Origin of the sequence: Blautia sp. Marseille-P2398 (genome assembly GCF_964240315.1) — a bacterium.
GTDB classification, from domain to species: domain Bacteria; phylum Bacillota; class Clostridia; order Lachnospirales; family Lachnospiraceae; genus Blautia_A; species Blautia_A wexlerae.
In genome coordinates this window covers 40,857-65,876 of the sequence record NZ_CAXSTD010000019.1, presented here as the reverse complement: position 1 = coordinate 65,876, position 25,020 = coordinate 40,857, and the positions used below count along the sequence as shown (strand labels likewise).

Sequence of the window (25,020 nt, the reverse complement as noted above, 5' to 3'; positions counted from 1 at the left end):
AACTTTTCTATTCCACAAAACTAACAGACCACCATCTCTCTTCTCTTTCAGCCACCAGTCACAGCCAACAGCCAGCAGCCCCAAACAATTCTCTTCGGCGACATTTGCAGGGTCTTTAGAAAATCTTAGCCCGGGAAGATCAGCGTTATTCGCAGATCACTCACTGTCTGAGCCGCTTCGCGGCGAGTTTGAGTTATCTGCGAATGCTTTTAGCTGATCTTCCCGGGCTTAGTTTTTCTTAAGACCCGAAACCGAGCCGAAGAGAATTGTTTGGGACTGCGTCCCCCTTTTAGCAGACTTCCCAGCCTTAGCCTTTCTTAAGACCCGAAACCGAGCCGAAAAGAATTGTTTGGGGCTGTGTCCCCCTTTTAGCAGACTTCCCAGCCTCAGCTTTTCTTAAGACCCGAAACCAATCCGAAAAGAATTGTTTGGTGCCACATCCCCTTTTAGCTGATCTTACAAAAACTTCACTATCTCTTCTGTATCTTTCCTTTTCGGCCGTCCAGGCTCTTCCCCCGGAACTCCTACCGCAATTACCCCAACAACAGTCTCCGTCTCCGGAACAGAACAAAATTCTCTGATCTTATCCGCATCCCTGATCCCCATAATAAGAGTTCCATATCCCAGTTCTTCAGCCTTTAATATCAGGTTCTCATTCTGCAGCCCAAGATCATAACATCCCCATCCATTTCCAATTTCATTATCCGCTGTTCCATCTTTCTGAAAACCTGCTCTGTTATGTACAAAAGTACTAACCAGCAACACTGCATTCTCACATTTCCCTGCATTCATTTCCGGCAGACATTCCCGTCTGAACTGTTCCACATTCTTTTCGTCCATAATACAGTAATAACGTCCTGTTTGAGAGTTCTTCCATGAAGGCGCCTCCTGAGCTGCTTTTATCATACTCAAAATTTCATCTTTCGTCACCGTATTTCTCTCTACATATTTACGAACACTCCGTCTCTTTTCTATCAGATTCTGAAATTCCATATTTTTATACCTCTTCTATTCTTTCTCTTTAATCAGATAGATAAAATCCATCCTATATATCTTTAATAAATAATAATAGGATATCCTCCATCTATCGTATTATATATCAATGCCGCCTGATCTTCCGGCAGATTGATACAGCCGTGACTTCCATGTCCTGTCTTATATCGGTTTCCACCAAATGCAGACTGCCATGATGCATCATGAAGTCCCTGTCCATAAACAAACGGCATCCAGTATTTTACCGTTTCCGCATATCCATATTCTTCACTGCTTAACGTAAACGGACTTGCCTTATATGCAATCGGCCATGCTCCTCTGTAAGTCTCACGTTCCGGTGTGGGTGCACCGCTGACAATATCTGTTTCAGAAACCAGCGCACCATCTTTATACAGCCATAAATGCTGTGAATCAAGACTGACTTCTATATAACTGCCTGCCAGGTCATCTGGTCCGTTTCTCTTCATGCCACTGCTGCTGTACACCGGCTCTCTGGATACATTTTCACCACTTTTAAGGTCTTCAAGAAGCTGTGTCAGCTCTGCATCCTGATCGATCCTGTATCCATATTCATTATCAGAAACCGTAACATCCGTTCCCAGCGATGTATGAAAAGTACGCGGCACATAAATAGTATTATATTTATTTGCCATATTCGATATGTAATCTGCAGCCGCATCCTTATCAATGCTTATACCACTATTTTTAATCTGCAGCCAGGAACTGATCGTGTCTGAATCCAGCACCTGCGTTTCCTCACCAAACAGATAAGAAACTGTTGTACTGCGGTATTTTTTCAACAGGCTGTTTAACTTCTTCACCTTCTGCTTCATTTCACCTGATTCTTCAATATCCGGCTGCCGGTAAACTTCCTCGTTTAATTCCATCTTTACATCAGATGTAAGCAATTCTGTTTCGAAATCTTTATCCAGAGTTTCCTCCACATAGCTTAATAGCCTGTTTTCATCAATCTGATTTCCGGAAACCTGTTTCACCAACACATATTTCTGTTTCTTTTTACTATATCGGATATGTGCATCCGTAGGTTCTGTTCTGTCTTTTTCATCAAAATGATCCGCAGACAATGCTGCCTGTTCCTGCGCTTCATCTCTGATGATCTGATAATCAATCTTATAATCTCTCTGTGATGCAAAAAGTTTAAATGTCCCGCTTCTCTCCTGTTTCAATGTTTCCAGTGCACTTTTCAGAATGTCCTGATCCAGACTGTATCCCAGTTGTTCCATTGAAACATTATAAACATCCTTTCCATCTTCATGAAATGTTATTGTTTTATTCTGAAATGCTTCAGATATTTTCTGCTGCGCTTCTCCCACAGTAAGCTTCGATACATCTAACCTGTACACACTTACTTTCCTTCCCAGTGTGACAGTATCCACATGATGTATGTAAGCAGCCAGACCGACTCCCGCTGTCACGATCATCACGATACATATTACAAGAATCACTTTCAGCTTCTTTCTATTTAAGGCTTTTTTCTGTTCCATCCTTTGTTCTGCTACTTCCTTTCACCTTATTTTAGATATCTGCAATTATTTTATTATATAGAGAGATAAAAATCAATTTGTAAAATGCAGTTCGCCTGTTGTTACTGTTCACTCCGTTCTCAGTAACGTAGCCAAAATTCATTCCAGATAGCAACCGCCTGTTACTTTAGAGCGTGTCTGAAAAATCATTCCTGCAATCTGCACGCCCCACTTTGCGGTATATTTTGTCCGAATTCGGTTGTCGTAGCCCATCAGGTTTTTGAGTCCATAAAAAAATCCCACATCACAAGGATGCGGGATTTTTTACTTATGAGGTTATCATCAGGCTTTGTTAACTGATCCGAATAATTCCATTTTTTCCTTAACAGTAGCTTTGATTGCTTCGAAGCCAGGTGCAAGAAGTTTACGTGGGTCATATCCTTTACCCTGCTGATCTTTTCCTTCTTCGATGTATTTACGTGTAGCTGCTGCGAAAGAAAGCTGGCATTCTGTGTTTACATTGATCTTGGATACACCAAGGTCGATAGCTTTCTTGATCATATCTGCCGGGATACCTGTGCCACCGTGAAGTACCAGAGGCATCTCTCCTGTCAGTTTCTGGATTGCATCCAGAGTTTCAAAGCTTAAGCCTTTCCAGTTAGCCGGATATTTTCCATGGATGTTACCGATACCTGCTGCAAGGAAATCAATGCCAAGGTCTGCGATCATCTTGCATTCCTGAGGATCTGCGCATTCGCCCATTCCTACAACACCGTCTTCTTCACCACCGATGGAACCAACTTCTGCTTCCAGAGACATTCCGTGTTCAGCAACGATCTTAACCAGTTCTTTAGTTTTTGCAACGTTTTCTTCGATCGGGTAATGAGATCCGTCGAACATGATGGATGAGAATCCTGCTTCAACGCATTTTAAGCATCCTTCATAGCTGCCGTGGTCAAGATGAAGAGCTACAGGAACAGTGATGTTCAGTTCTTCCATCATTCCGTTAACCATACCAACAACTGTTTTATAACCTGTCATATATTTACCAGCACCTTCGGATACACCAAGGATTACAGGAGAGTTCAGTTCCTGAGCTGTTAAAAGGATAGCCTTTGTCCACTCAAGGTTGTTGATGTTGAACTGTCCAACTGCATAATGACCTGCTTTTGCTTTTTTCAGCATTTCTGTTGCATTTACTAACATGATAAATTCCTCCTAATCTGTAGTAACTGTGTTCATTCTCAGTTACCCTAATCAATCTCCGATATGGAATTACATCTATATCCAGATATGGTTATATTACCAGATTTCTGCTTTTTCGTCTACTCTTTTGCCAAAAAAATGACAAACAAAATTCCCCGGAAGATATGTAAAAAAGTCCGACAATACACAATATATAATAATTTTCTGCAATTTATAAAAAAGTACTTGCATTATTTAAATATTTCATATATAATAAGTTTCGATTTAAGGATGGATTCCCGAGTGGCCAAAGGGGGCAGACTGTAAATCTGTTAGCAACGCTTTCGAAGGTTCGAATCCTTCTCCATCCATCAAAAGGTTCAGACATTTGTCTGGATCTTTTTTTGTTATATTATAAAGCGGCAGCCCCTTCTTCCGCAAGAGGCTGCCGTCCGGGTCAGGCGGATAAGATCATCCGCTTCGCATTTTGTTAATTTTTATGATGTAAGACCACTGCGCCAAATGCCGGCATTGTGATCTTCAGAATTCCGGCTGCTGCTGTGTATTCTTTACATTCTTCCGTAAATCCCACTGCAGATGTCATGACAACACGTTTCAGCTTTGTATCTTCCAGACGGCTGATTCCTGCCTGTCCTAACCGTATCTCCACTTCCCTGCCTTCTTCCTGATTATTTACGATCACAATTATCTGTTCATCATGAGAAAATCTCGCATAACAAAGTCCCTGATAATCATTCCAGAGAAATCCCAGTGATCCCGTTTTTAACACTTCATATTTCTTATGGATACGGATCATTACCCTGTGGAAGTCGATCATCTGGTAATCCTCACGTCCCCAGGGATAAGTACGTCTGTTATCCGGATCTGTGAATCCACAGAGTCCTGCCTCATCTCCGTAATATACAGTCGGTGCACCCGGCCAGGTCATCTGGATGGTAACCGCCTCACGCATAACTGCCGGATTTACTCCCTCAGATGCCGCTTCCGGACCTGCATAGGAAATTCGTCCTACCCTGCGATTGGTTCTGGTCAGGAATCTGGAATGGTCATGATTTGACAGTTCATTCATAGCAGTCTGAAGTGCCGACATATGGAGTGCTCTCATATGAGTTTTCATAGCTCCGATAAACGCCTCACTGTTTCCAAGCAGATCCTCACGATATTCATCACTGTGCTTCTCCATACCTGTCAAAAACCAGGTCAGCGGCTCCATAAATGCGTCATAGTTCATGACTGTATCCCATTCATCACCTTTCAGCCAGCCTTCCGGATTACCGTAGTGCTCTGCCAGAATAATGGCATTTGGATTGGCAGTTTTCACTGCTTTCCTGAAATCTTTCCAGAACTGATGGTTAAAGTCATTACTATGTCCCAGGTCTGCCGCCACATCCAGTCTCCAACCGTCTACATTATAAGGGGCAGATACCCATTTCTGTCCAACACGAAGAATATAATCATAAAGTTCTCTGGAACCCTCATAATTTAATTTAGGAAGTGTATCATGTGCCCACCAGCCATCATAGGAGGTATTATATGGCCACCCATTAGGGTCATTAAAAGAGAAGAAGTTCCGATAAGGACTGTCTGCGGAAACATAAGCTCCTTTTGGATATCCTTCCTGGTTCTCATAAATACGTTCTCTGTCCATCCACTTATTAAAAGAGCCGCAGTGATTGAACACACCGTCCAGAATAATCTTCATTCCTCTTCTGTGGATCTCTGCTGTCAGTTTTGCAAAAAGCTCATTACTTGCTTCCAGATTCTTCTTGTCTGATACACGCTTGATATATTTCCATGCATGGGAATTATCATCGTCATCTCCAAGAAGGATTCCCTCATTACAATCTTCTACAATCCTGCCGTAATGTGGATCTACATAATCATAATCCTGACAGTCATACTTATGATTACTTGGAGAGACAAAAATTGGATTCAGATAAATAACCTCAACTCCCAGATCCTGCAGATAATCCAGTTTGTTCATGATTCCCTGCAGGTCACCGCCGTAAAATTCACGTACGCCCATCACTGCCGGAATCTTATTCCACTGTTCTACCTGTACACTCTTATCTCCAATATAATGATATTCTCCGGTCACAACATCATTGGTAGGATCTCCGTTAAGAAAACGGTCTACATAAATCTGGTACATTACCGCACCTTTGGCCCACTTTGGAGTATCAAAGCCCGGATAAATTTCAAAATCCATCCTGCCCTCATGCTTCATACAGACTCCCTGATTATTGTAATAACAGGTTACCCATCCATACTGTATCTCAAAATAATAACGGAAGATGTCCTCTCCAATCGTTACCTGGGCAGAATAATAATCAAATCCGTTCTCTGTCTCGCAAATCTCCATCTGCACACGCTGCTCCTGGCTTACCAGATATACAGAATCCACATTATTTCTCTGGGTACGGAATTTGATCGTTACTGTATCTCCTGCCTTTGGTTCTGCAGGTGTTCTGTAATATTCTGTTCCGTCACTGAAAAGCGCCTCTTTATTAAACACAGGACGCATATTCAGGATGTACTGCATTCTTTTTTTTATATCTGCTTTTTCATATTCCATTTCCGTCCAGTCCTCTCTGTCATTTATCATCTTATTATTTTATCCTAAAATAAACCATCTGACAACCATCTGTTTTTCCCAAAAATCTTTAGATATTCAGTGATTCTGCCCAATCATTCTGTCACAATGTTCCGGACTGCCTGATTCTGGCGAAGCAGATATTTCGTTACTGAAAATAACATGAACAGTAATGATATTTTAAGACAGTAAAAAAGCCAGCGGGATAAGCTGGCTTTTTTGGAGAAGGTATTTCTTCTTATGGGGTGTAGCAAAAACTATATAATGTATTGGGGGGTTTTTACGGTTTATATAATACCATGGGGCAAGAGAAAAGTGTGCACAAACTTCACAAAATTTGGCACACTTTTTTGTCTACATTATATACCGCTGTTTTCTGTTTCCAGATTTTCTGTTGTAAAAAGTGCTTCAAATTCGTCTCTGTGCACCTTTTCCTTCTCGAGAAGAAGGCTTGCACACTTGTGCAAAACGTCCTCATGTTCCAGAATGATCTTCTTTGCCCGGTCATGACATTCGCCAATAATACGGCGGATTTCTTCATCAATTGCCTTGGCAACATCCTCACTGTAACTTCTGGTATGAGCCAGATCTCTTCCGATAAATACCTCATCATCGTCATCGCCATAACAGATAAGTCCCAACTTATCAGACATCCCGTATTTCATCACCATGCTTCTGGCTGTCGCAGTTGCACGTTTGATGTCATTTGATGCACCAGTCGTAATATCCCCGAAGATAATTTCCTCTGCTATGCGTCCGCCTAACAGTGTCATAATATCCTGAAGCATTTTTCCTTTGGTATTAAACATCTCATCATTATCCGGAAGAGGCATGGTGTAACCTGCTGCTCCCATTCCTGTCGGGATAATGGAAATCGTGTAGACAGGATCCATATCCGGAAGTACATGAAACAGGATCGCATGTCCGGATTCATGATACGCGGTGATCTTTTTCTCTTTCTCAGAGATCACCTTACTCTTCTTCTCTGCACCGATGCCTACTTTGATAAAAGCACCTTTGATATCAGACTGAAGGATAAATCCTCTTCCCTTTCTCGCTGCTTCAATGGCAGCTTCATTCAGAAGATTCTCCAGATCTGCACCTGTAAATCCTGCCGTTGTTCTGGCAATCTGAGCCAGATCTACATCCTCTCCAAGAGGTTTGTCCTTGGCATGAACGCGGAGGATTTCCTCTCTCCCCTTCACATCCGGACGTCCCACTGCAACCTTACGGTCAAAACGTCCCGGACGCAAAATTGCAGGATCCAGGATATCCACGCGGTTAGTCGCTGCCATCACAATGATTCCCTCATTCACACCAAAGCCATCCATCTCTACCAGAAGCTGGTTCAGTGTCTGCTCTCTCTCATCATGTCCGCCGCCCATACCGGTTCCACGCTGTCTTGCAACCGCATCGATCTCATCAATGAAAATAATACATGGTGCATGGCGTTTGCCTTCTTCAAAAAGATCACGCACACGTGATGCACCTACACCGACAAACATTTCCACAAAGTCAGAACCGGAAATAGAGAAAAACGGAACTCCCGCTTCTCCTGCCACTGCCTTTGCCAGAAGTGTCTTACCAGTTCCGGGAGGGCCTACAAGCAGCACGCCTTTCGGAATCCTTGCGCCTACTTTTGTATATTTCTGTGGAGATTTCAGGAAATCTACCACCTCTACCAGATCTTCCTTCTCCTCCTGCAGACCTGCTACCTTGTCAAAAGTAACTTTCTTATTATCATCCGGAGATGACATTCTTGCGCGGCTCTTGCCGAAATTCATCATCTTGGCATTTCCGCCGCCACCGCCACCTGCCATCTGGCGGTTCATCATCATGATCAGAAAGATCACAAGGGCACCTGTGAGAAGAACCGGAAGCAAGGTTGTCAGAAATACATTGTCTCCGGGTACATCCTGAGTTGTAATATCAATATCGTATTTATTCAACAGTTCGATTGCCTGATTGACATCTGTCACATAAACCTTCTTCTGACCGGAGTCAGTAGTATCTACGATCACAGAACCTGTAGGCACTTCTCTGTTCTGTTGAATTGTCGCATCAACCACCTTGTTGTCTTCAAGAGCCTGCTCCAGTTGCTTCTGTGTGTAATTACTCTGGGAAACCACCTGGTTATTCAGATAAAAATAACCGGCTACCAGCGCAATGATCAGCACCAGATACAGACCAATTCTGCTTGGCTGTTTATTCACTTACTTAAATCTCCTTTCAGTCTTCCCCCAGTTCCACTACTCCTATGAATGGAAGATTCCTGTATTTCTGTGCATAGTCCAGACCATAGCCAACTACAAACTCATCCGGGATGTTAAAGCAGCAATAATCAACTCTTACATCTCTGACTCTTCGCTCCGGTTTGTCCAGCAATGTACACAGACGGATGCTGTTTGGATTTCTCTGCTTCAGAATTTCGATGAGATAACTTAATGTTCTTCCTGAGTCAATGATATCCTCTACGATCAGAACGTCCTTTCCTTCCAGTGGCTGGTCAAGGTCTTTGACGATCTTTACAACACCGCTGGACTTGGTGTCATCACCATAACTGGATACAGACATAAAGTCAAGAGAAACCGGCACTGTGATTCTCTTTGCAAGTTCACAGGTAAAGAATACACCACCTTTTAATACACAGATTAAATGGATTTCCTTGCCTGCATAATCCTTGCTGACCTTTGCTGCGATCTGCTTAATACGGGAATCTACTTCCTCTTCGCTGAGTAAAACTTTGATTTTCTCACTCATTTTCGTTTCCTCCTTGGTAATTTAATACTAACACCTTCCTGGTTTGGGGGTTAATTTTATACCTCTCATTCATCCTGCTTCCCACCATCCAGAGGATTTCTTTTCCACATGCGATCAGCGGAATGCTGTCTCTGTATTCCGACGGGATTTTCTCATCGATCATACAGCGGTTCAGCTTCTTTGTGTTCCCCTGCGCATTGATAACCATATAATCTCCTGTCCGTCTGGTGCGAATATACGGATTCTTTTCTATTTTATCATAATCCATCCATTTCGTATACTTTTTTTCTTCAATCTTCTGACCTTCATACAAAAATATTTCTGCCGAAAAAATTCCCAGCGGACTGGTCACAGTCCCCGGAATTCTGATTTTCCATTCCCTGTCTGATATATTTTTTCCGCAAACTGTTTTTCCGTTTTGGATATCTGAACCTTTATGCTTTTCACCGATCATCCCGGCTGACTTCTCCTCTCCGTACCGACAAAGTCTTACTCCCTCGTAATCTCTTCTGGCTTCCATGTGATAAGGAAGGCTGATCCGTCTTCCAGTCTGCATTTCATAAAGTTCCAGAACCTTCTCATAGTGAACAGCCGCCAGATCCTTCCGTCTGCCTGCCAGCTGTTCCATCGCCTGTTGTAATGCATAAACCTGAATGATTTGAGGCTCCATAAAAAATTTTTCAGTAAAGTAATATTCCTTACCTTTCTGAAACTCGCCCAAAACCAGGCAGCTCTGCTGCGTAAGATATTCCTCTGCCTGGGAAATCCTTGCCGCAGTCTCTGCCATATGTGCCGCTGCCTTTCCATTGACCTGCTGTTCCAATATAGGAAGAATATGATGTCTGATTCGGTTTCTGGTATATTCATCTGACAGATTGGTGCTGTCCTGAATATGAGAAATCTTCTTTTCTTTCAGATACTCTGCAATTTTGTCCCGGTTTAAGCACAGAATCGGGCGGATAATCTCTCCGTCTACAGGGCGCATGGTGCATAGTCCCCGCAGACCTGTTCCTCTGCACAGATTATGAAGCATAGTTTCCGCAAGATCCTCCTGATTATGCGCTAATGCAATTTTTATCTCACTGTCCTTTCTCCCACAGACGGCAGCTTCCCTCTGAAAAGCTTCTTTTCTTACAATCCTTCCCGTCTCTTCCTCGCCCAGCTTCCACTCCCGGCTCAATCCCGGAACATCATAACAATAAACAGTACATGGAATCTGCCACTTCCGGCATATGTTTTCCACAAAGCTTTGGTCCCTGTCCGCTTCCTTTCCACGTATTCCATGATGTATATGGACCACTCTCAATGTAAAATCCAGTTTTCCCTGAAGCTCCTTTAAAATGCGGAGCATTGCCATAGAGTCACTTCCGCCGGACACTCCTGCCAGGACCACATCATTTTTTCCGATCATCCTGTTTTGCTTTATATAAGCAAGAATTTCTCTTTCCATTTTTATCCTGATTTCCTTTTCTATCTTAGTATCCGCAGCATTATTTTTTCCACACGCCTGCCACCAGCACTGTCATATCATCCCGTGCATGATAATCGCTGTATCCCAGCACCCGTTCCAGTATTCCCCTGCCGAAATCTTTCGGTGATTCCTCGTGAACATCCATAATGATTTCTTTCATGGTTTCCTCCTCTTTCTGGTCAGGCAATGCATCCAGGACTCCATCTGTCATCATGATCAGGTAATCCCCATGGTACAGCTTTCTGGTAGCTGTCTCAAAATCAATCTGCTGTACAAGCCCTGCGGCCAGACTTTCAGAAGTAATAGATTCCACCCAGTGATCTCTTTTGATAAATGTAGACGCTGCCCCCGCCTTCAGAAAATTGCAGATTCCTGTATACAGGTCCACTGCGCAGATATCCACTGTAGAAAACATACCCTCCTCTCCTTTGAGTACCAGAGCAGAATTTACCATCTTTGCTGCCGTTTCCTGGGAAAATCCTGACTCCATAAACTGTTCCAGAAGTTCCACAACTGTCTCGCTCTCCCTGCATGCTTCCATCCCTGAGCCCATGCCATCCGAAAGGCACATAACAAACCTGCCGCCATCCTCCTGTCTGCATATATAATTATCTCCGGAAACCTTCTCTTCTTCTCTGGTAAGCCTGGCCGTTCCATAGAGAACCTGATAGCTTACATCCTCAGCAAAATGTACAGTGTGATATTCTCCGTTTACAATACATCTGCTCCCATTTACAGGTACCATGGAAATTTCACAGTATTTTGAAAGAAGCTGTGCGATCTCTGTCATGGAAATACACTGACCGCTTCTGGCACGCATGGTGAGAAAAATCTGTTTACGTCCTTTCACCTTATTCATCATCCATGCCCTGCGAAGGATCACATGGCTCTTTCTCAGTCCCTTGCGAAGTTCTTCTTCAAACTGCGGCGTTACTCGCTCCAGGTCATACAGATCACTGGCTACGTTCTCCATGATATGTGAGACTTCCATAAGCTGCTGTGCTACTGCCAGCCGATTCTCGATCATACGGTTATCCCACATCAAGTTCTGCCTTTCTTTCTGAAAATTCTCTGCAACCGTCTCATAATATTGTACGGAACGGGGACATATGCCTGTCCAGTCAGCGCGGATGCCTCTGACATTTTCCTCGTTTCCACTCTCCATAGAACGTACCAGTGCCTCCACTCCTTTCACCAGTTCCTGACTGTGTTCTCCCCAGCAGATTTCCCTCTGATAGCATCTGCTGCATACCTTTGCATTTGTATCCTCAATGATCTGCTCAACCTGCCTGCTGCTCAGATAATCTTTCCGATAAGGCATCCCGTAGAAAGTATCTGCCAGTTTCTGAAAAGATGCCGCATACTTCTCCACCCTCTCTTTCTGAGGATGGCCCTCCTGCAGAGACGGCAGTTCTTCTGTATCCGGCAGATTTTCTGCTAAAATAGTTTTTGCCATGTCCCGTATGATCAGCATAATGCTGATAACGAGCATGGCAATCATCCATTCCTGCATATTCTCCCCTCCCCTTATTCATTCTCTGTATATAGCAGACTACTGCATTTTTATCAGAGAATCTCTATAACTGTTCAACAGTCCTCTCTTTCACAAAGTACTAAACAGTTACAGATATTATATGGAAGGGTTTCTGAAATATCTGTCAAACGCAGACGAATCCTTCGCAAAAGTTTTCGACATTTATTACTGCTGTTTCTTAAAAACAGTCTCATTGTCCTTCACAAGTCCCAGTTTCTCTCTGGCAACCTCTTCTGCATATTCGTCTGTCTCCATATATTTCTTTAATTTATCAATTTCTTCTGTACGTGTCTGCTCATCTTCAATCTGTTGCTGAAGAGTGGCGGCCTTAGCATCATATCCTGTGAGGCGTTCCTTAAGGTCATTACTTTCTAGCATCAGTCCTCCCAGAAGGACTAAAACAACCAGCGCAATCGCAATCATTCCAAGAGAGTTATACCCTACTTTCTTTTTTTTCTTCCTTTTCTTAGAATTACCCAATTTGCCAGCCTTCCTTTTTTAGCATATTTATACGCTTTATACCACAGGAGTTTACATCTTTTGACCGGAAATAGCAACCATTTTATCAAAAATTTAATAATTATTACAGGAATCTCCATAAATTTCGTACAGCATTTTACAAAAATATCTCCGAGGACCCTGTTGCAGATATACGCTCCGGATAAAAAGCCTAAAACCATAAAAAAACGCAGGATTCCTTCATTGCTCCTGTAAATCTCCGAAAAAACAAAAAAGGCACAACAAAGCCAGTACAAAATATCTTCCGTCCCGACAGCTTTATCCGAATGTGCAAAAACATTCCTGAATGCAGCCAGCAGATCATAACACAAAAGGAGAACAGCACCCACAGCTATTGTCCGGAGCAGCAGAAGTAATTCATGATGAATAAATGCACTCATCTCTCACCGGAACATCCTTCTAAATAAGGATTCATCCCTGTTATCTGTATTCTTTGACAGATAGGTAAGACTGTCCACTTTTCCCTCCAGATCTACTTCTCCCTTTTCCAGATCAAGCTGCTTCACATGAAGCTGTTCTCCCTTTATTACAAGTTTCCCTGCCTGTGTAAAAAGCAGGATTTCTTTTTCATCAAAGGATTTAATATCCTTTACCCCGGTAATTCTCCCGTTCTGACGGTTTTCCAGCATCAGGCTGTGAGTTGAAAGTATCTTCTTCTCTTCCACAGACGCCTCCCGGTCACAGCCTCCGGAAACTATGACCTGCCAATCTGTTACTTATCAGTAGTTTATGTGCCGGAAAATGGAAATAGACAATAAAATGTTAAAAATTTATATGTTCCCACTGCATAAATGCAAAAAGCTGCAAATTACCATCCGGAATCAAAGATATTTGTACATACTCTCTACATCTTCTTTTTTGACAGTTTCTTTTACATCCAGTACTTCTACTTTGACATTCTTACTTCCGAACTGGATTTCAATAGTATCTCCCGTCTTTACCTGTACAGATGCCTTGGCAGGCTTATCGTTGACAAGAACTCTTCCTGCATCACATGCTTCGTTTGCCACTGTACGGCGTTTGATCAGACGTGACACCTTTAAGTATTTATCTAATCTCATATTCTACTCCTGTAAATGGATACTCACGAATTACTCCGCCAGAGTATCAAAAAAGGGGAACTTTCGTTCCCCCGGTTATCGCCTTTATTATTTACCGTTAACCATATCTTTTAATGCTTTTCCAGCTTTGAATTTCGGTGATTTAGAAGCTTCGATTTTCATAGTTTCACCAGTCTGAGGATTTCTTCCCTCGCGAGCAGCTCTTTCACTTACTTCAAATGTACCAAATCCTACTAACTGGATTTTTCCGCCATTTTTCAGTTCTTTAGAAACGACATCAACGAAAGATTTCAGAACGTCTTCTACGTCCTTCTTGGATAAGTTTGTCTCTTTCGCCATAGCTGCTACTAATTCTGTTTTATTCATGGTGTTTCCTCCTCTAATGATCTCTTTCTTGTTTGGTGGCATCTGCCAAAAGCGACAGAGCTCTATCCTCTATATATATACCTTTTTCCCCATATTGTCAAGGTTTTTCGTAACTGTTCCGTACAACTGTTCCGCACTGTTACTGAGGATGATCCCTGAAACATTCCTCTGCAAAATTCTCCCAGATTTCTCTCTGTCTGATAAGATTCTGAAGCTTTTCCACATTTTTCTCTGAAATCCACACCTTTTTGTGTGAATAATAATAATTTGCCAGTTTCCAGTATTTTTCAGGATAAGTGAAACGTACACGCAGATTTTTCCACTCTTCTGCCGAGATTGGACGGATTTTATGATATTCCCTGAGCATTTCCCCTGCCAGTTCCAGATTCCAGTTATATTTCTCCAGTATTTTTCTCATAAAACGATACAAATCTGCTACCTGAATATCAAAACTCCAGTGACCAAAATTTGTGACTGCCGTCCCCAAATGATCACCTTTCAGCATCAGAATATTATGCTGATTATATTCTCCATGACATACCTGTCCTTCCCGCCATGCCCTTTCCCTGAGATCATCATAATCCGTCTCGTCCAGAAGCTTTACTGCATACTGTGCCCTTTCAAGAAACTGCTCCACACTTGCCAGATAATTTTTCTCAAATACATTGGATGCTCCTTTGTTCCGTATAAATTTGCGTATCTTACGAAGCTCCTGATTGTGCCGAAGATATTCCTCCCTGAGAGATCTTTCCCTGTATTCCTCCACAGGTTCCATTTTCATTAAAATATGTAACCTTGCCAGTGTCCGGACACTTTTTAAAATATCTTCCCGGGATTTTGTGTCACACTCTTTTCCTTCATACCAGTGCTGGAGTGTAAACCTTTGTTCAGTCTTATCTTTACTGACCAGACTTTCCTGATTATTCCGCAGAAAATAATCGGTATTTATACCATTTTCCTGAAGTCTCATCAAAAGCTCCTGCTGTTTTTCCAGCTTTTTTTCAGAACCGTGAAATTCCCTCAGGATCAGAAGTCCCTGAGCTGTATAGCAGAGTAAAGCTCCTCTTGTCCTTGCAGAACGGTCTGCTGTCAGCTCATACTGAGCCAAAGTGCCAAGTCCGTAATCATACAATGACATATCCCCCTCTTAATCATCTTAATTCTTTCTATACATATGAAGAAAATCCGGTGGATATACCCCCGGATTTTAGTTATTTACTATATTCTGATATACTGACCATTCCATAAAACTGCACTATTTCTCATCAAGCAGACCCAATAATATCTCTTTCTGATTCTTCTGTGGATCGGCAAGCACTACTTCCAGAAGACGGTTCAGCGTTTCTCCTATTTCACGCCCCGGCTTATAACCGGCTTCAATCAGATCTTTCCCTGTCACTGCCAGAGTTTTTAAAGATACACACTGATGTTCATTAATGATCGTCTCATAAGCCTCTTTCACCTTATCCAGACGTTCCTGCTTCTCTGCGCGTCTGTAATCACTCTGTGCCAGCATATCTGCCTGCTGCACTTCCAGATAATACGGGAAGAGATCCTCACCGATACGATTCACTGCCCTGCGCACTGCCTTTGTCGTTCCATCCGGTCTGTCATCATGCCATTTTACCAGACGGGTTACCTTGCGGATCGTATCATTATCGAATTTCAGCCTGCGCAGGATCTGTGCAGCCCTCTTTTCTCCCGCAATCCCATGCATCTTGAAATGATCTCTTCCATTCTCATCTGTTTTCCGGACAACCGGCTTTCCAATATCATGAAGCAGCATGGTAATCCTGAGAACTTTATCTGCACGTACATGACAGAGACTGTGCAGGATATGCTCCCCTACTGTGTAACAGTGGTGCGGCGTATTCTGGGATGTTGTCATACATGCATCAAACTCCGGAAGAAATTCAGCTGTGATCCCGGCTTCATAAGCCACCCTGAGATAATCCGGATGAGGAGACATCAGAAGCTTCACAAGCTCTACCTGAATCCGCTCTGCGCTGACATGCTTCAGATTCGGTGCCAGAACCTTCAGTGCCTTACGAGTCTCTTCTTCAATGGCAAAGCCCAACTGCGCACTGAAACGGACTGCACGCATGATTCGCAGTGCATCCTCTGTAAAACGCTCCAGCGGATCTCCCACACAGCGGATGATTTTTCTCTCAATATCCTCCAGTCCTCCGAAAAGGTCCACCAGTCCTGAAGAAGGATTATATGCCATTGCATTGATGGTGAAGTCCCGGCGTTTCAGGTCTTCCTTAAGGCTTGCTGTAAAGGTGACCTCTTTGGGATGTCTGCCGTCCTCGTACTCACCATCTACACGATAAGTCGTGACCTCATATCCTTCTTTTTCCATAAGAACAGTCACTGTTCCATGCTGCAGACCTGTATCCACTGTTCTGTGAAACAAAGCCTTGACCTGCTCCGGCTTTGCGGATGTGGTGATATCCCAGTCATCCGGGCTCCGTCCCAGAATGGAATCACGCACACAGCCGCCTACCACATAGGCTTCATAGCCTGCTTTTTCCAGTATATGCAAAATTGTTTCCGCGTTTTTCGGTATTTCCAGAATCATATGACCATCCTTATCTTCTTCTATTTATTCTTAACCCCGAAAACCGGCACTCAGATATCTCTGCTGCCGGTTTTCTTTATTTTCTTATTGATTAGTATGCTCTTCCCCAGTAAACCATCTTCTTGGCAGGTTTTCCACAGCATACGCAGACATCACTTAAGTGTTCCTGCTCAAACGGCATACATCTGGATGTAGCCTGAACATCTTCTTTGATCTTGTCCTCACATGCGCGGTCACCGCACCACATAGCTTTTACGAAGCCTGGTTTGTTAACAATAGTATCTTTGAATTCTTCATAGTTTGTAGCAACATAAGTATGGGAATCTCTGTGCTTACGTGCACGCTCCAGCATATCTTTCTGGATTGTTTCCAGGATTTCCTGTACTTTTTCCACAAGCTCATCAAATGTAACAGTATATTTCTCTCTTGTATCACGACGGCAGATCACAGCCTGACCATTCTCGATATCCTTCGGACCGCACTCGATACGGATCGGGATACCACGCATTTCCTGCTCTGCGAATTTGAATCCCGGGCTCTTGTCTGTGTCGTCTACTTTTACGCGGACTCCTGCTGCTTTTAATGCTGCAAACATCTCATCTGCTTTCTCAAGAACGCCCTCTTTTCTCTGCTGGATCGGAATGATCACTGCCTGTACAGGAGCGATTCTCGGAGGCAGCACCAGACCACTGTTATCACCATGTACCATGATAATAGCACCGATCATACGTGTTGTCATTCCCCAGGATGTCTGATGTACATACTGAAGTTTATTTTCTTTATCTGTATACTGGATACCGAATGCTCTTGCAAATCCATCGCCAAAGTTATGGCTTGTACCGGACTGAAGGGCTTTTCCATCATGCATCAGGGATTCAATTGTATAAGTAGCTTCTGCACCGGAGAATTTCTCCTTGTCTGTTTTCTGTCCCTTGATAACCGGGATTGCAAGTACTTCCTCACAGAAATCTGCATACAGATTCAGCATCTGGATAGTACGCTCTTCTGCTTCCTCGGCTGTAGCATGAGCTGTATGGCCTTCCTGCCATAAGAACTCACGTGAACGAAGGAACGGACGTGTTGTCTTTTCCCAACGCACTACAGAGCACCACTGATTGTATACCTTCGGCAGGTCTCTGTGGGACTGAATTTCTTTTGCATAAAAGTCACAGAATAATGTCTCTGATGTAGGACGTACGCACAGACGCTCCTGAAGCGGATCCAGACCACCGTGAGTTACCCATGCAACCTCAGGTGCAAATCCTTCTACATGATCTTTCTCTTTCTGAAGAAGAGATTCCGGAATAAAGATTGGCATGTATACGTTCTGTACGCCAGTCTCTTTAAATCTTCTGTCCAGTTCGTGCTGGATATTTTCCCAGATTGCATATCCTGCAGGTTTAATTGCCATGCAGCCTTTAACGCTGGTATAACCGCAGAGTTCAGCTTTCTTTACAACGTCGGTATACCACTGGGCGAAATCCTCTTCCATGGATGTGATGGCTTCTACCAGTTTCTTGTTGTTTGCCATAATTGTTTCTCCTTTTTATGTGATATGTTGATCCTGAAAGCGCATCAGGATATAGTCGCGGCGGAATGCATATTCTTCTTATTTTTCTTCTATAAATAAATTTCCCTATCTGCTTCACAGTACAAAAATCTGTTTTTTTATAATCCGGCAAAATATGTCATATTATAAAAAACGAAAAAAAGAAGCCCAGCATCCCTCACAAGGGACCGAAAGGCTTCGGCGGTACCACCCTAATTAGCACTGTGCCCAAATGCCTGCACATTGCTCGCTCTTCTTCCGATAACGCAGGAAAAACGCCGTACTTCAATTGTACGGAGCTCCGAGGCCGGTTCCATAATTCACGCACAGAATCCTTCCACCACTGTTTCACAGCCAACCGGCTGTTCCTCCGGGACTCTTCTCTGGGATTGCTCCTTATGTACTATTCTCTTCATCGCTGTATATATTTCGCATTTGGTTATATTTTATTTGAAATAAATTGATGTGTCAAGAGTAAAATCGTTACTGTTCACACACCACTATTCCGCGAGGTGTTTTGGTATGAATATGCCAAAATCACACTTCTATTGTAATCTTACGTCCTGTCCGGTTATATTTATAATAACGGACCCCGGCTGCATCCAGCATTCTCTTGGAAGCGAGCACTGCCGGCGTGTCTGCATATTTATCGCAGTCATAGACAATCGTCTTAATACCTGCCTGAATAATTGCCTTGGCACATTCATTACATGGAAAAAGGGAAACATAAAGCTTTGCACCTTCCAGACTTCCTCCCCTGTAATTAAGGATCGCATTCAGCTCACTGTGGGTCACATAAAAATATTTCGTATGAAGACTGTCACCCTCTCTCGCCCATGGAAATTCATCATCTGAACAGCCCTTTGGAAAACCATTATAGCCCATGGACAGGATTTTATTATCCTCACTCACAATACAGGCACCTACCTGAGAATTCGGATCCTTGGAACGCATCCCTGACATCATGGCAACTCCCATAAAATATTCATCCCATGATAAATAATCTGTGCGTTTATGATTTGCATCCATTTCTCAAACCTCCCCTTCACATACTTCACCCTTCATCCGCTTCATAAAATCAGCACATTGTCTGTTACTGTGAACGGAACGAAGAACAGTAACCATTATCTGCTTATAACTGACACAGCCAGAACTTAACACTTTACTCTACGGCAACCCTCATTCATCATACATGTGAGAGAATTACTATAATCATGCAGGCTCTGGCTGTTTTATCAGTTTTCTTATTTTATGGCTTATTCAGTCTCTATCTGATTAATTCTTCTGATATGTCTCTCATCGTTGGAAAACGGTGTATTCAAAAATGTATCCACAATCTTCAATGCCAGCCCAGGTCCTACCACTCTTCCGCCAAGTGCAAGGATATTGGCATCATTGTGAAGTCTTGTAGCCTCTGCTGTAAAACAATCTGTGCAGACTGCAGCTCTGATTCCTTTAAACTTGTTTGCTGTAATGGAAATTCCGATACCTGTTCCGCAGATCAGGATTCCCTTCTCACATTCGCCGTCAAGAATTGCATGTGCAACCTTCTTTGCATATACCGGATAATCTACGGAATCCAGACTGTCACATCCATAATCTTTATATTCAATTCCTTTCTCATCCAGATATTTCTTAATCTCCTGTTTTAATTCATATCCACCATGATCACATCCTAAAGCTATCATTAATCTTCCTCCTGAAATTAATTTATTTTCTTTACCTCTTCAGCAGACTATTTAAATGAATCTTCATTATCCATCTGGCCATTACTGCTGATAAGATTATATAGTCAGGCATATATCTGCTTCACTACCTGATTATATCATACCACCTGTATGATCTTATGTCCCGCTGCTTTCAGCAGACGATTCATAATGGCCTGTCCCATTCTTGGTGTATAAAACGCTTCTGAATAAATAGACCTGACTGCACTCTGGTCAAAGTCCCGCAACACTTCATACAGATGATGCGCTATCGTCTCTTCTTCCTTCCGACTTCCGATGCTGACTACCAGACCTTCGGGATATCTGTCCTTTGTCTCGTCCGTTGCAATGATTCCAACCTGCTCGCCGTGTGCTTTCGCCTCCGCAGCCAGCTCATTGATCTTCTTCACAACAGCTTCCTCCGGTCCCTCAACAATTGCCAGATCTGCCTTCGGTGCATAATGGCGATATTTCATACCCGGTGCTTTCGGACGGACCTTGCTGTCAGATGCAATCAGCCCCTTGTCCATCCTTACATCCCCCAGAGTCTCCTGAAGCATCTCCAGAGAAATATAACCCGGACGTAAAACCACAGGCACATCCTCAGTAAAATCAACGATCGTAGACTCAAGACCGATTCCCACCTGGCCTCCGTCAATAATCATCTCAATCGCTTCACCAAGATCCTCCTCTACATGCTGTGCAGTAGTCGGGCTTGGTCTTCCCGAAGTGTTGGCACTGGGCGCAGCCACATAGCCGCCGGCAGCCTTGATAAGTTCCTGCGCGATCCTGTCACTCGGAAAACGAACCGCCACACTGTCCAGACCACCCGTAGTTTCCTGTGGCACAAGATCCGACTTCGGAAGAATCATAGTCAGCGGACCCGGCCAGTACTTCTCTGCCAGGATCTTCGCCTTCTCCGGAACCTCCGCTACAATAGGAGCCAGCTTGTCAAACTCCGCAATATGCACGATCAGCGGATTATCCGAAGGTCTGCCCTTCGCCGCATAAATTTTCATAGAAGCCTGCGGGTTCAACGCATCTCCTCCAAGACCATACACAGTCTCCGTAGGAAACGCAACCAGACCACCCTGCTTCAAAATATCTCCACCACGCCGGATAGCCTCCATATCAAGATTATCCGCTGTCATGGATACAACTTCTGCTCTCATTAAATTCCTGCCTTCTTATCTGTTCTGTATTTTATATAACAATATTCCTCTTACTTTATTTTCGTTTTGTATGTTCATGATACAACAGAGATAAAAATTCGTCAAATGTTTCTTCTTTGGCAAACAGATATTCTCCATTATCCAACCAAACAAATAACAAGCTGACAGAAAATATTTCTCCTGTCAGCTCGTACATCAATCTCTTAATTTATCAGGCAATACATATAACCTTTCTTTTGTGAGTTCTGTGGCCTTAACTTCTGCTTATACTGCTTACCTGAAACAAGATTATAATTTGTGTATAAATCAAAAAGCATTATCTGATCGCATTCATACAATATTTATAGATTCTTTTATAGGTACATGTAGAATAGTGAACGCCGTCATCTATATTTCCCTTAAACTCATTGTATGTACTGTAACCATTCTTCATCAGATATTTATAGGTATCTATCCATTGAAATCTCTTATTTAACCTGCTCTGCAATCTGTCATTAAAGTAACGTAACTGCGCTTCTTTTCGAGTTGGTTTCATTGCTGTATTTACCGGATTCACAGACATATAAAACAATCTGCAGTCACTTTCAAGTTCCTCTGCAAGAGTGTTCATACGCGCAAGATATGCATTTGCCTCGCCTTTATAATCAACCCCATTCCCGGAATTATGACTCGAAAGATCATTCACACCAAGATTAAAAATAACTGCTACGGGCTTATCTGAATCTGACTGCAGACGGGCAATTTCACTTCTCATTACTCTCTCTCCTGCTGTTTCAAACCAGCTCAGTCCCTCCCCTGTCTTACACACAAATGATACTTTTGAAACTGCATCCTTTCCATATTCCCGAAGAAGAGTTTTCTGCATAAAATACGTTCTGGAATCTCCCACAAAAATAATTCCGGAATACTCCGACAGCTGAGCTGCCAGATTATTGACCTGAATATCCGGCTCCTGTTGCCAGTTATACATAACTGCATATAAATGGGTTTTCTTCCTTACCTGTATCACCTGTCCCGCCTGATACTGCGGATTCTGAGTCTGATCCGGCTTCGTGCTCCATCCAAGAAAAGTATATCCTGTCTGATTTCTTATTGCTGGAAGTGTCACTTTTCCATTACTGTCTGCTTTTCTTATTATCGTAGACCCATCTGCCTGATGGAAAATAACCGCCTTCTGAGAAGCAGATGAAATCGCTCCTGTTCCCTCCGACGGAGCCAGTGATTCATCCTTCTTACTATCCGAATATGTAAAAGATGTGAAGCTTGTGGTTCCTTTTTCCACATCGTAAACCCTTACTTTGCTGGTTTTCGCAAAAGCTGTTTGACAAAAACATGAACTACAGCAAATTGCTCCTGTCAACATCATAATCATCATTTTCCTGCTATAATGTCTAACCTGAATTATTCGATTCCTCATTTTAAAACTCCTTTCCTGTCATGTAAATATTCACAATCCTCATTTTCTCCTACTACTTATACAGTGTCATCTTTTCATTTTTCCACTGTAGCAACATATTTTTCTTATATATATTGCACATACATTATCATAATACAATCGTAATCCATATCTGTAAATTTTACTTTTTCCCTCTTTTCCACCTGATAATTATTTCCCCAAAACCATTCCAATCAATAACCAGCGTAAAAAAATATTTTTTTACGCGTCCCTTTTTGACCCAAACAAAAAATGGCGACACAAACTGCCGCCATTTTTCACTCTCTTACTTATTAATCTTAAGAATATAAGTACTATACACCTCATCCTGGAACACAACTTCTCCAAGCGAGTTCAGCACCTCTTCATTCAGTGCATCCCCATATTTCTCCCGTTCCTTCGATCCGACAAAAATATAAGAAACATCATACTCTTCCAGCAGCTCCTTCACATACTCCTCATCCGAAGAAGTATAAATACTCTCAATATCCGCGCTCTTCTCATTCAAGTCCGCAGTATCATCTCTCCACAGCCACTCATGCACATACCATCCCAGCACAGTCGGAAGCCCTGTCATAGCAGAAACACGCTCATAACCACTATAGCTGTCCCCGTTCGCCTCAAGCACAACCGGTGACCCTTTCACATTCTTCTTCAGCCATTTAATACCAGCCACATCCTCTGTGAAATCATTTGACAGGAAAGATGTCGCATTCAATCCTTTATATTCAGAAGGCTCCCATATCTTTCCAAACCACGCATACACACTGTTTCCAAAATAACCAAAGGTCCAGCAAAGCAATACCAGGCCGATCACTGACACAACCTTAAACACTTTCTTACGTGCAGCCACCAGCATACGGAAAATACCATATCCCATAGTCATCCCAAACAGCATATACGCCTGATAAGTCAGCTTAAACATGGTATTCGCCCTGGCGTTCCCATTTTCATAAATATCTCTTACATAAACCAACTCCGGAATCACGATCAACCCGATCGCACAGAGTCCCATGACAATCGCAAACAGATCCGGCACAGAGATTGCTTTCATCAGTTTATACAGACTTCTGTTCGCACCACCACGAAGCTTCTCCCAGATAATACAGATAATCAGCAGAACTGTCAGAACCACAGGCAGTCCCCACAAAATCAGCAGCTGATGGATCATAGAATGATTCTGCGCAATTCCCACACCTTTAAACATGCTGTCAAACTGCAAAGTAAACGGCAGAGAAACAACGTATGAGATCACAATGATCTCCACTGCCTGAACCGCAGTCACTGCCAGAATCCTCTTCACCTTACCATCAAACTGAACAATATTGGTAAACAACACCACTCCGCCGGTCACCACGAAATAAATAATAAAATCCCAGTAATTCGTAAACCGAAACATACCGACCATCACTGCTGCCAGCAGGATATGCGGAATCAGGAGTTGCTTCTTCCAGAACTCTTTTCGTCCAGGTTTCATAATCACAGCTTCTCTCATCCGGACACTTCTCATCCACGCATAAAGAAGTCCCACCAGAAACAGCACAAACATTACATTTACCACATGGGCATGGAGATCTCCCAGCACAAAGGAATAACATGGAAATTCATGGATCGTCTTGTCCGGCACATCCGGATTGTATCCAATATAACGGGTCGCATCCGGGAACCAGTAGCTGTCCGCTTCTCTTCCCTGCAGCTTCTGGAGCCATGGAATGATCTTACTGTAAACCACATAATGCATATTTCCCGCAATTGATACAGAAAGTCCTGCTATGATCCCGGCCACTGCCGGCACACAACGTTTCTTTCCTGTCAGGCTTCCTTTAAGCCTGTCCACAGACATCTGGTGAACCAGTGAAAACGGAAGCACAAACGCAAATGCAGCCACAAAAGTACGCATCAGATTGTAAGTGAGTTCTACTTTACTGCCAGTCAGCTTCGTCAGAAATACTGCAAAATACTGTCCGCCATAATAATAATTGATCGTACCTTCTGAATACCACAGATCTCGTGCAGGAAGTGTCGTACTTCTCATCATGGCTTCCATGAAACCATAATCCATAAATTTCTCAGTTCCGTACGCCTGCGGGCGGAATCCTGCGAAATAAGTCCACATCAGGAAAAATACAAAGAACAGAATTTCCTCTCCGTAAATCAGATTTACCTTTCCGGACGGAAAGCAGTCAATTCCATTTTTTCCCTGAAAATGATATAAGACCCCACAGCCAACAGCACATACAACAGACACACCGATACATGTCGCTGCAGTAAATGGCAGTATCTTCGCAGTTACCAGAAACCACGTAAGAAACCCCGTCACTGTGATCGCCAGCACTTTTGAAAACATCCAGCCTTTGTCCTCAAGTCCGGCAAACAGTCTCCCTGTCACAGGCATGGCAACCATTCCCATCAGAAATGCCAACAGCCACCAGGTCCAGAATGTCCATACATCTCCCTTTAACAGGAATGCAGACAGCCCTGCAAGAGCTGCTGCAAGAAGCACTCTCGGTGCCCATTTCTTCATCCGTACGTCCTCCTTAATCATTTATAAAATTATTGTGGTTACTATAATCTTACACATTCTCTCTTA

Annotated in this window: 23 protein-coding genes and 1 tRNA gene; 2 read left to right on the top strand and 22 right to left on the bottom strand. The window is 43.0% G+C overall.

Annotated elements, in window-relative coordinates; all coding sequences use genetic code 11:
• Window positions 1-456: 456 nt before the first annotated feature.
• From ACESZG_RS17205 to ACESZG_RS17195, 3 genes are all read right to left on the bottom strand, one after another.
• On the bottom strand, window positions 457-993 hold the full coding sequence (locus ACESZG_RS17205) for a nitroreductase family protein (protein ID WP_008707965.1): 537 nt from the start codon (window positions 991-993) through the stop codon (window positions 457-459).
• A 62-nt stretch (window positions 994-1,055) separates the two neighbouring features.
• Window positions 1,056-2,498, bottom strand: coding sequence for a L,D-transpeptidase family protein (locus tag ACESZG_RS17200; protein WP_373218812.1), 1,443 nt, complete (start codon window positions 2,496-2,498; stop codon window positions 1,056-1,058).
• 138 nt (window positions 2,499-2,636) lie between these two features.
• Complete coding sequence (locus ACESZG_RS17195; protein ID WP_320442802.1) at window positions 2,637-2,750, bottom strand: DUF6783 domain-containing protein; 114 nt, start codon at window positions 2,748-2,750, stop codon at window positions 2,637-2,639.
• On the opposite strand from ACESZG_RS17195, the gene ACESZG_RS17190 reads away from it, so the two are divergent.
• Complete coding sequence (locus ACESZG_RS17190) at window positions 2,697-2,837, top strand: DUF6783 domain-containing protein (RefSeq protein WP_319017446.1); 141 nt, start codon at window positions 2,697-2,699, stop codon at window positions 2,835-2,837. The two genes, ACESZG_RS17195 and ACESZG_RS17190, sit on opposite strands and share 54 nt — an antisense overlap.
• On the opposite strand, the gene fba is transcribed toward ACESZG_RS17190, so the two are convergent.
• Entirely contained in the window at window positions 2,820-3,683 is an 864-nt protein-coding gene (gene fba, locus ACESZG_RS17185; protein ID WP_008707962.1) for a class II fructose-1,6-bisphosphate aldolase, read from the bottom strand. The two genes, ACESZG_RS17190 and fba, sit on opposite strands and share 18 nt — an antisense overlap.
• Window positions 3,684-3,951: 268 nt before the next feature.
• Between fba and ACESZG_RS17180 the strand changes: the two genes are divergently transcribed.
• Window positions 3,952-4,033 (top strand) — tRNA-Tyr (locus ACESZG_RS17180).
• A 119-nt stretch (window positions 4,034-4,152) separates the two neighbouring features.
• On the opposite strand, the gene ACESZG_RS17175 is transcribed toward ACESZG_RS17180, so the two are convergent.
• The 18 genes from ACESZG_RS17175 to ACESZG_RS17090 all read right to left on the bottom strand — a co-directional run bounded on the left by ACESZG_RS17175 (window position 4,153) and on the right by ACESZG_RS17090 (window position 24,954).
• Entirely contained in the window at window positions 4,153-6,288 is a 2,136-nt protein-coding gene (locus tag ACESZG_RS17175) for a glycoside hydrolase family 13 protein (RefSeq protein WP_373218810.1), read from the bottom strand.
• Between the two features lie 347 nt (window positions 6,289-6,635).
• Window positions 6,636-8,489: an ATP-dependent zinc metalloprotease FtsH gene (gene ftsH / locus ACESZG_RS17170; protein ID WP_118572325.1), complete on the bottom strand. Its 1,854-nt coding sequence runs from the start codon at window positions 8,487-8,489 to the stop codon at window positions 6,636-6,638.
• 16 nt (window positions 8,490-8,505) lie between these two features.
• Window positions 8,506-9,036, bottom strand: a complete 531-nt coding sequence (gene hpt, locus ACESZG_RS17165) for a hypoxanthine phosphoribosyltransferase (protein WP_020993437.1) — start codon at window positions 9,034-9,036, stop codon at window positions 8,506-8,508.
• On the bottom strand, window positions 9,029-10,486 hold the full coding sequence (gene tilS / locus ACESZG_RS17160; protein WP_119243334.1) for a tRNA lysidine(34) synthetase TilS: 1,458 nt from the start codon (window positions 10,484-10,486) through the stop codon (window positions 9,029-9,031). The genes hpt and tilS overlap by 8 nt, the downstream gene beginning before the upstream one ends.
• Window positions 10,487-10,526: 40 nt before the next feature.
• Entirely contained in the window at window positions 10,527-12,020 is a 1,494-nt protein-coding gene (locus tag ACESZG_RS17155) for a SpoIIE family protein phosphatase (RefSeq protein ID WP_008707956.1), read from the bottom strand.
• Between the two features lie 186 nt (window positions 12,021-12,206).
• Entirely contained in the window at window positions 12,207-12,521 is a 315-nt protein-coding gene (locus ACESZG_RS17150) for a septum formation initiator family protein (protein WP_022380528.1), read from the bottom strand.
• The gene (gene yabQ / locus ACESZG_RS17145; RefSeq protein ID WP_055152126.1) at window positions 12,482-12,940 is read right to left on the bottom strand and encodes a spore cortex biosynthesis protein YabQ; all 459 of its coding nucleotides are present in this window, start codon (window positions 12,938-12,940) and stop codon (window positions 12,482-12,484) included. Before yabQ ends, ACESZG_RS17150 begins: the two co-directional genes overlap by 40 nt.
• Before the next feature lie 3 nt (window positions 12,941-12,943).
• The gene (gene yabP / locus ACESZG_RS17140) at window positions 12,944-13,225 is read right to left on the bottom strand and encodes a sporulation protein YabP (protein ID WP_008707950.1); all 282 of its coding nucleotides are present in this window, start codon (window positions 13,223-13,225) and stop codon (window positions 12,944-12,946) included.
• A 156-nt stretch (window positions 13,226-13,381) separates the two neighbouring features.
• On the bottom strand, window positions 13,382-13,621 hold the full coding sequence (locus ACESZG_RS17135) for an RNA-binding S4 domain-containing protein (protein WP_008707948.1): 240 nt from the start codon (window positions 13,619-13,621) through the stop codon (window positions 13,382-13,384).
• Window positions 13,622-13,708: 87 nt separating this feature from the next.
• Window positions 13,709-13,987 (bottom strand): HU family DNA-binding protein, encoded by a 279-nt coding sequence (locus ACESZG_RS17130; RefSeq protein WP_008707945.1) that lies wholly within the window; start codon window positions 13,985-13,987, stop codon window positions 13,709-13,711.
• A 139-nt stretch (window positions 13,988-14,126) separates the two neighbouring features.
• Window positions 14,127-15,125 carry a phosphotransferase gene (locus ACESZG_RS17125; RefSeq protein WP_172678332.1) on the bottom strand — a complete coding sequence of 333 codons (999 nt, stop codon included), beginning with the start codon at window positions 15,123-15,125 and terminating at the stop codon, window positions 14,127-14,129.
• A 117-nt stretch (window positions 15,126-15,242) separates the two neighbouring features.
• Complete coding sequence (locus ACESZG_RS17120) at window positions 15,243-16,568, bottom strand: CCA tRNA nucleotidyltransferase (RefSeq protein WP_008707941.1); 1,326 nt, start codon at window positions 16,566-16,568, stop codon at window positions 15,243-15,245.
• Between the two features lie 91 nt (window positions 16,569-16,659).
• On the bottom strand, window positions 16,660-18,099 hold the full coding sequence (gene proS / locus ACESZG_RS17115) for a proline--tRNA ligase (RefSeq protein WP_008707939.1): 1,440 nt from the start codon (window positions 18,097-18,099) through the stop codon (window positions 16,660-16,662).
• Between the two features lie 555 nt (window positions 18,100-18,654).
• Window positions 18,655-19,146, bottom strand: coding sequence for a dCMP deaminase family protein (locus ACESZG_RS17110; RefSeq protein ID WP_025581117.1), 492 nt, complete (start codon window positions 19,144-19,146; stop codon window positions 18,655-18,657).
• Between the two features lie 227 nt (window positions 19,147-19,373).
• Window positions 19,374-19,805 (bottom strand): ribose 5-phosphate isomerase B, encoded by a 432-nt coding sequence (gene rpiB, locus ACESZG_RS17105; protein ID WP_008707935.1) that lies wholly within the window; start codon window positions 19,803-19,805, stop codon window positions 19,374-19,376.
• Window positions 19,806-19,942: 137 nt separating this feature from the next.
• Window positions 19,943-20,995 carry an L-threonylcarbamoyladenylate synthase gene (locus tag ACESZG_RS17100; RefSeq protein ID WP_025581118.1) on the bottom strand — a complete coding sequence of 351 codons (1,053 nt, stop codon included), beginning with the start codon at window positions 20,993-20,995 and terminating at the stop codon, window positions 19,943-19,945.
• A 316-nt stretch (window positions 20,996-21,311) separates the two neighbouring features.
• A complete protein-coding gene (locus ACESZG_RS17095) occupies window positions 21,312-22,412 on the bottom strand; it encodes an InlB B-repeat-containing protein (protein WP_161233757.1) in 1,101 nt (366 codons plus the stop codon).
• Window positions 22,413-22,716: 304 nt separating this feature from the next.
• A complete protein-coding gene (locus ACESZG_RS17090) occupies window positions 22,717-24,954 on the bottom strand; it encodes a DUF2298 domain-containing protein (RefSeq protein ID WP_373218804.1) in 2,238 nt (745 codons plus the stop codon).
• Between the last annotated feature and the right edge of the window lie 66 nt (window positions 24,955-25,020).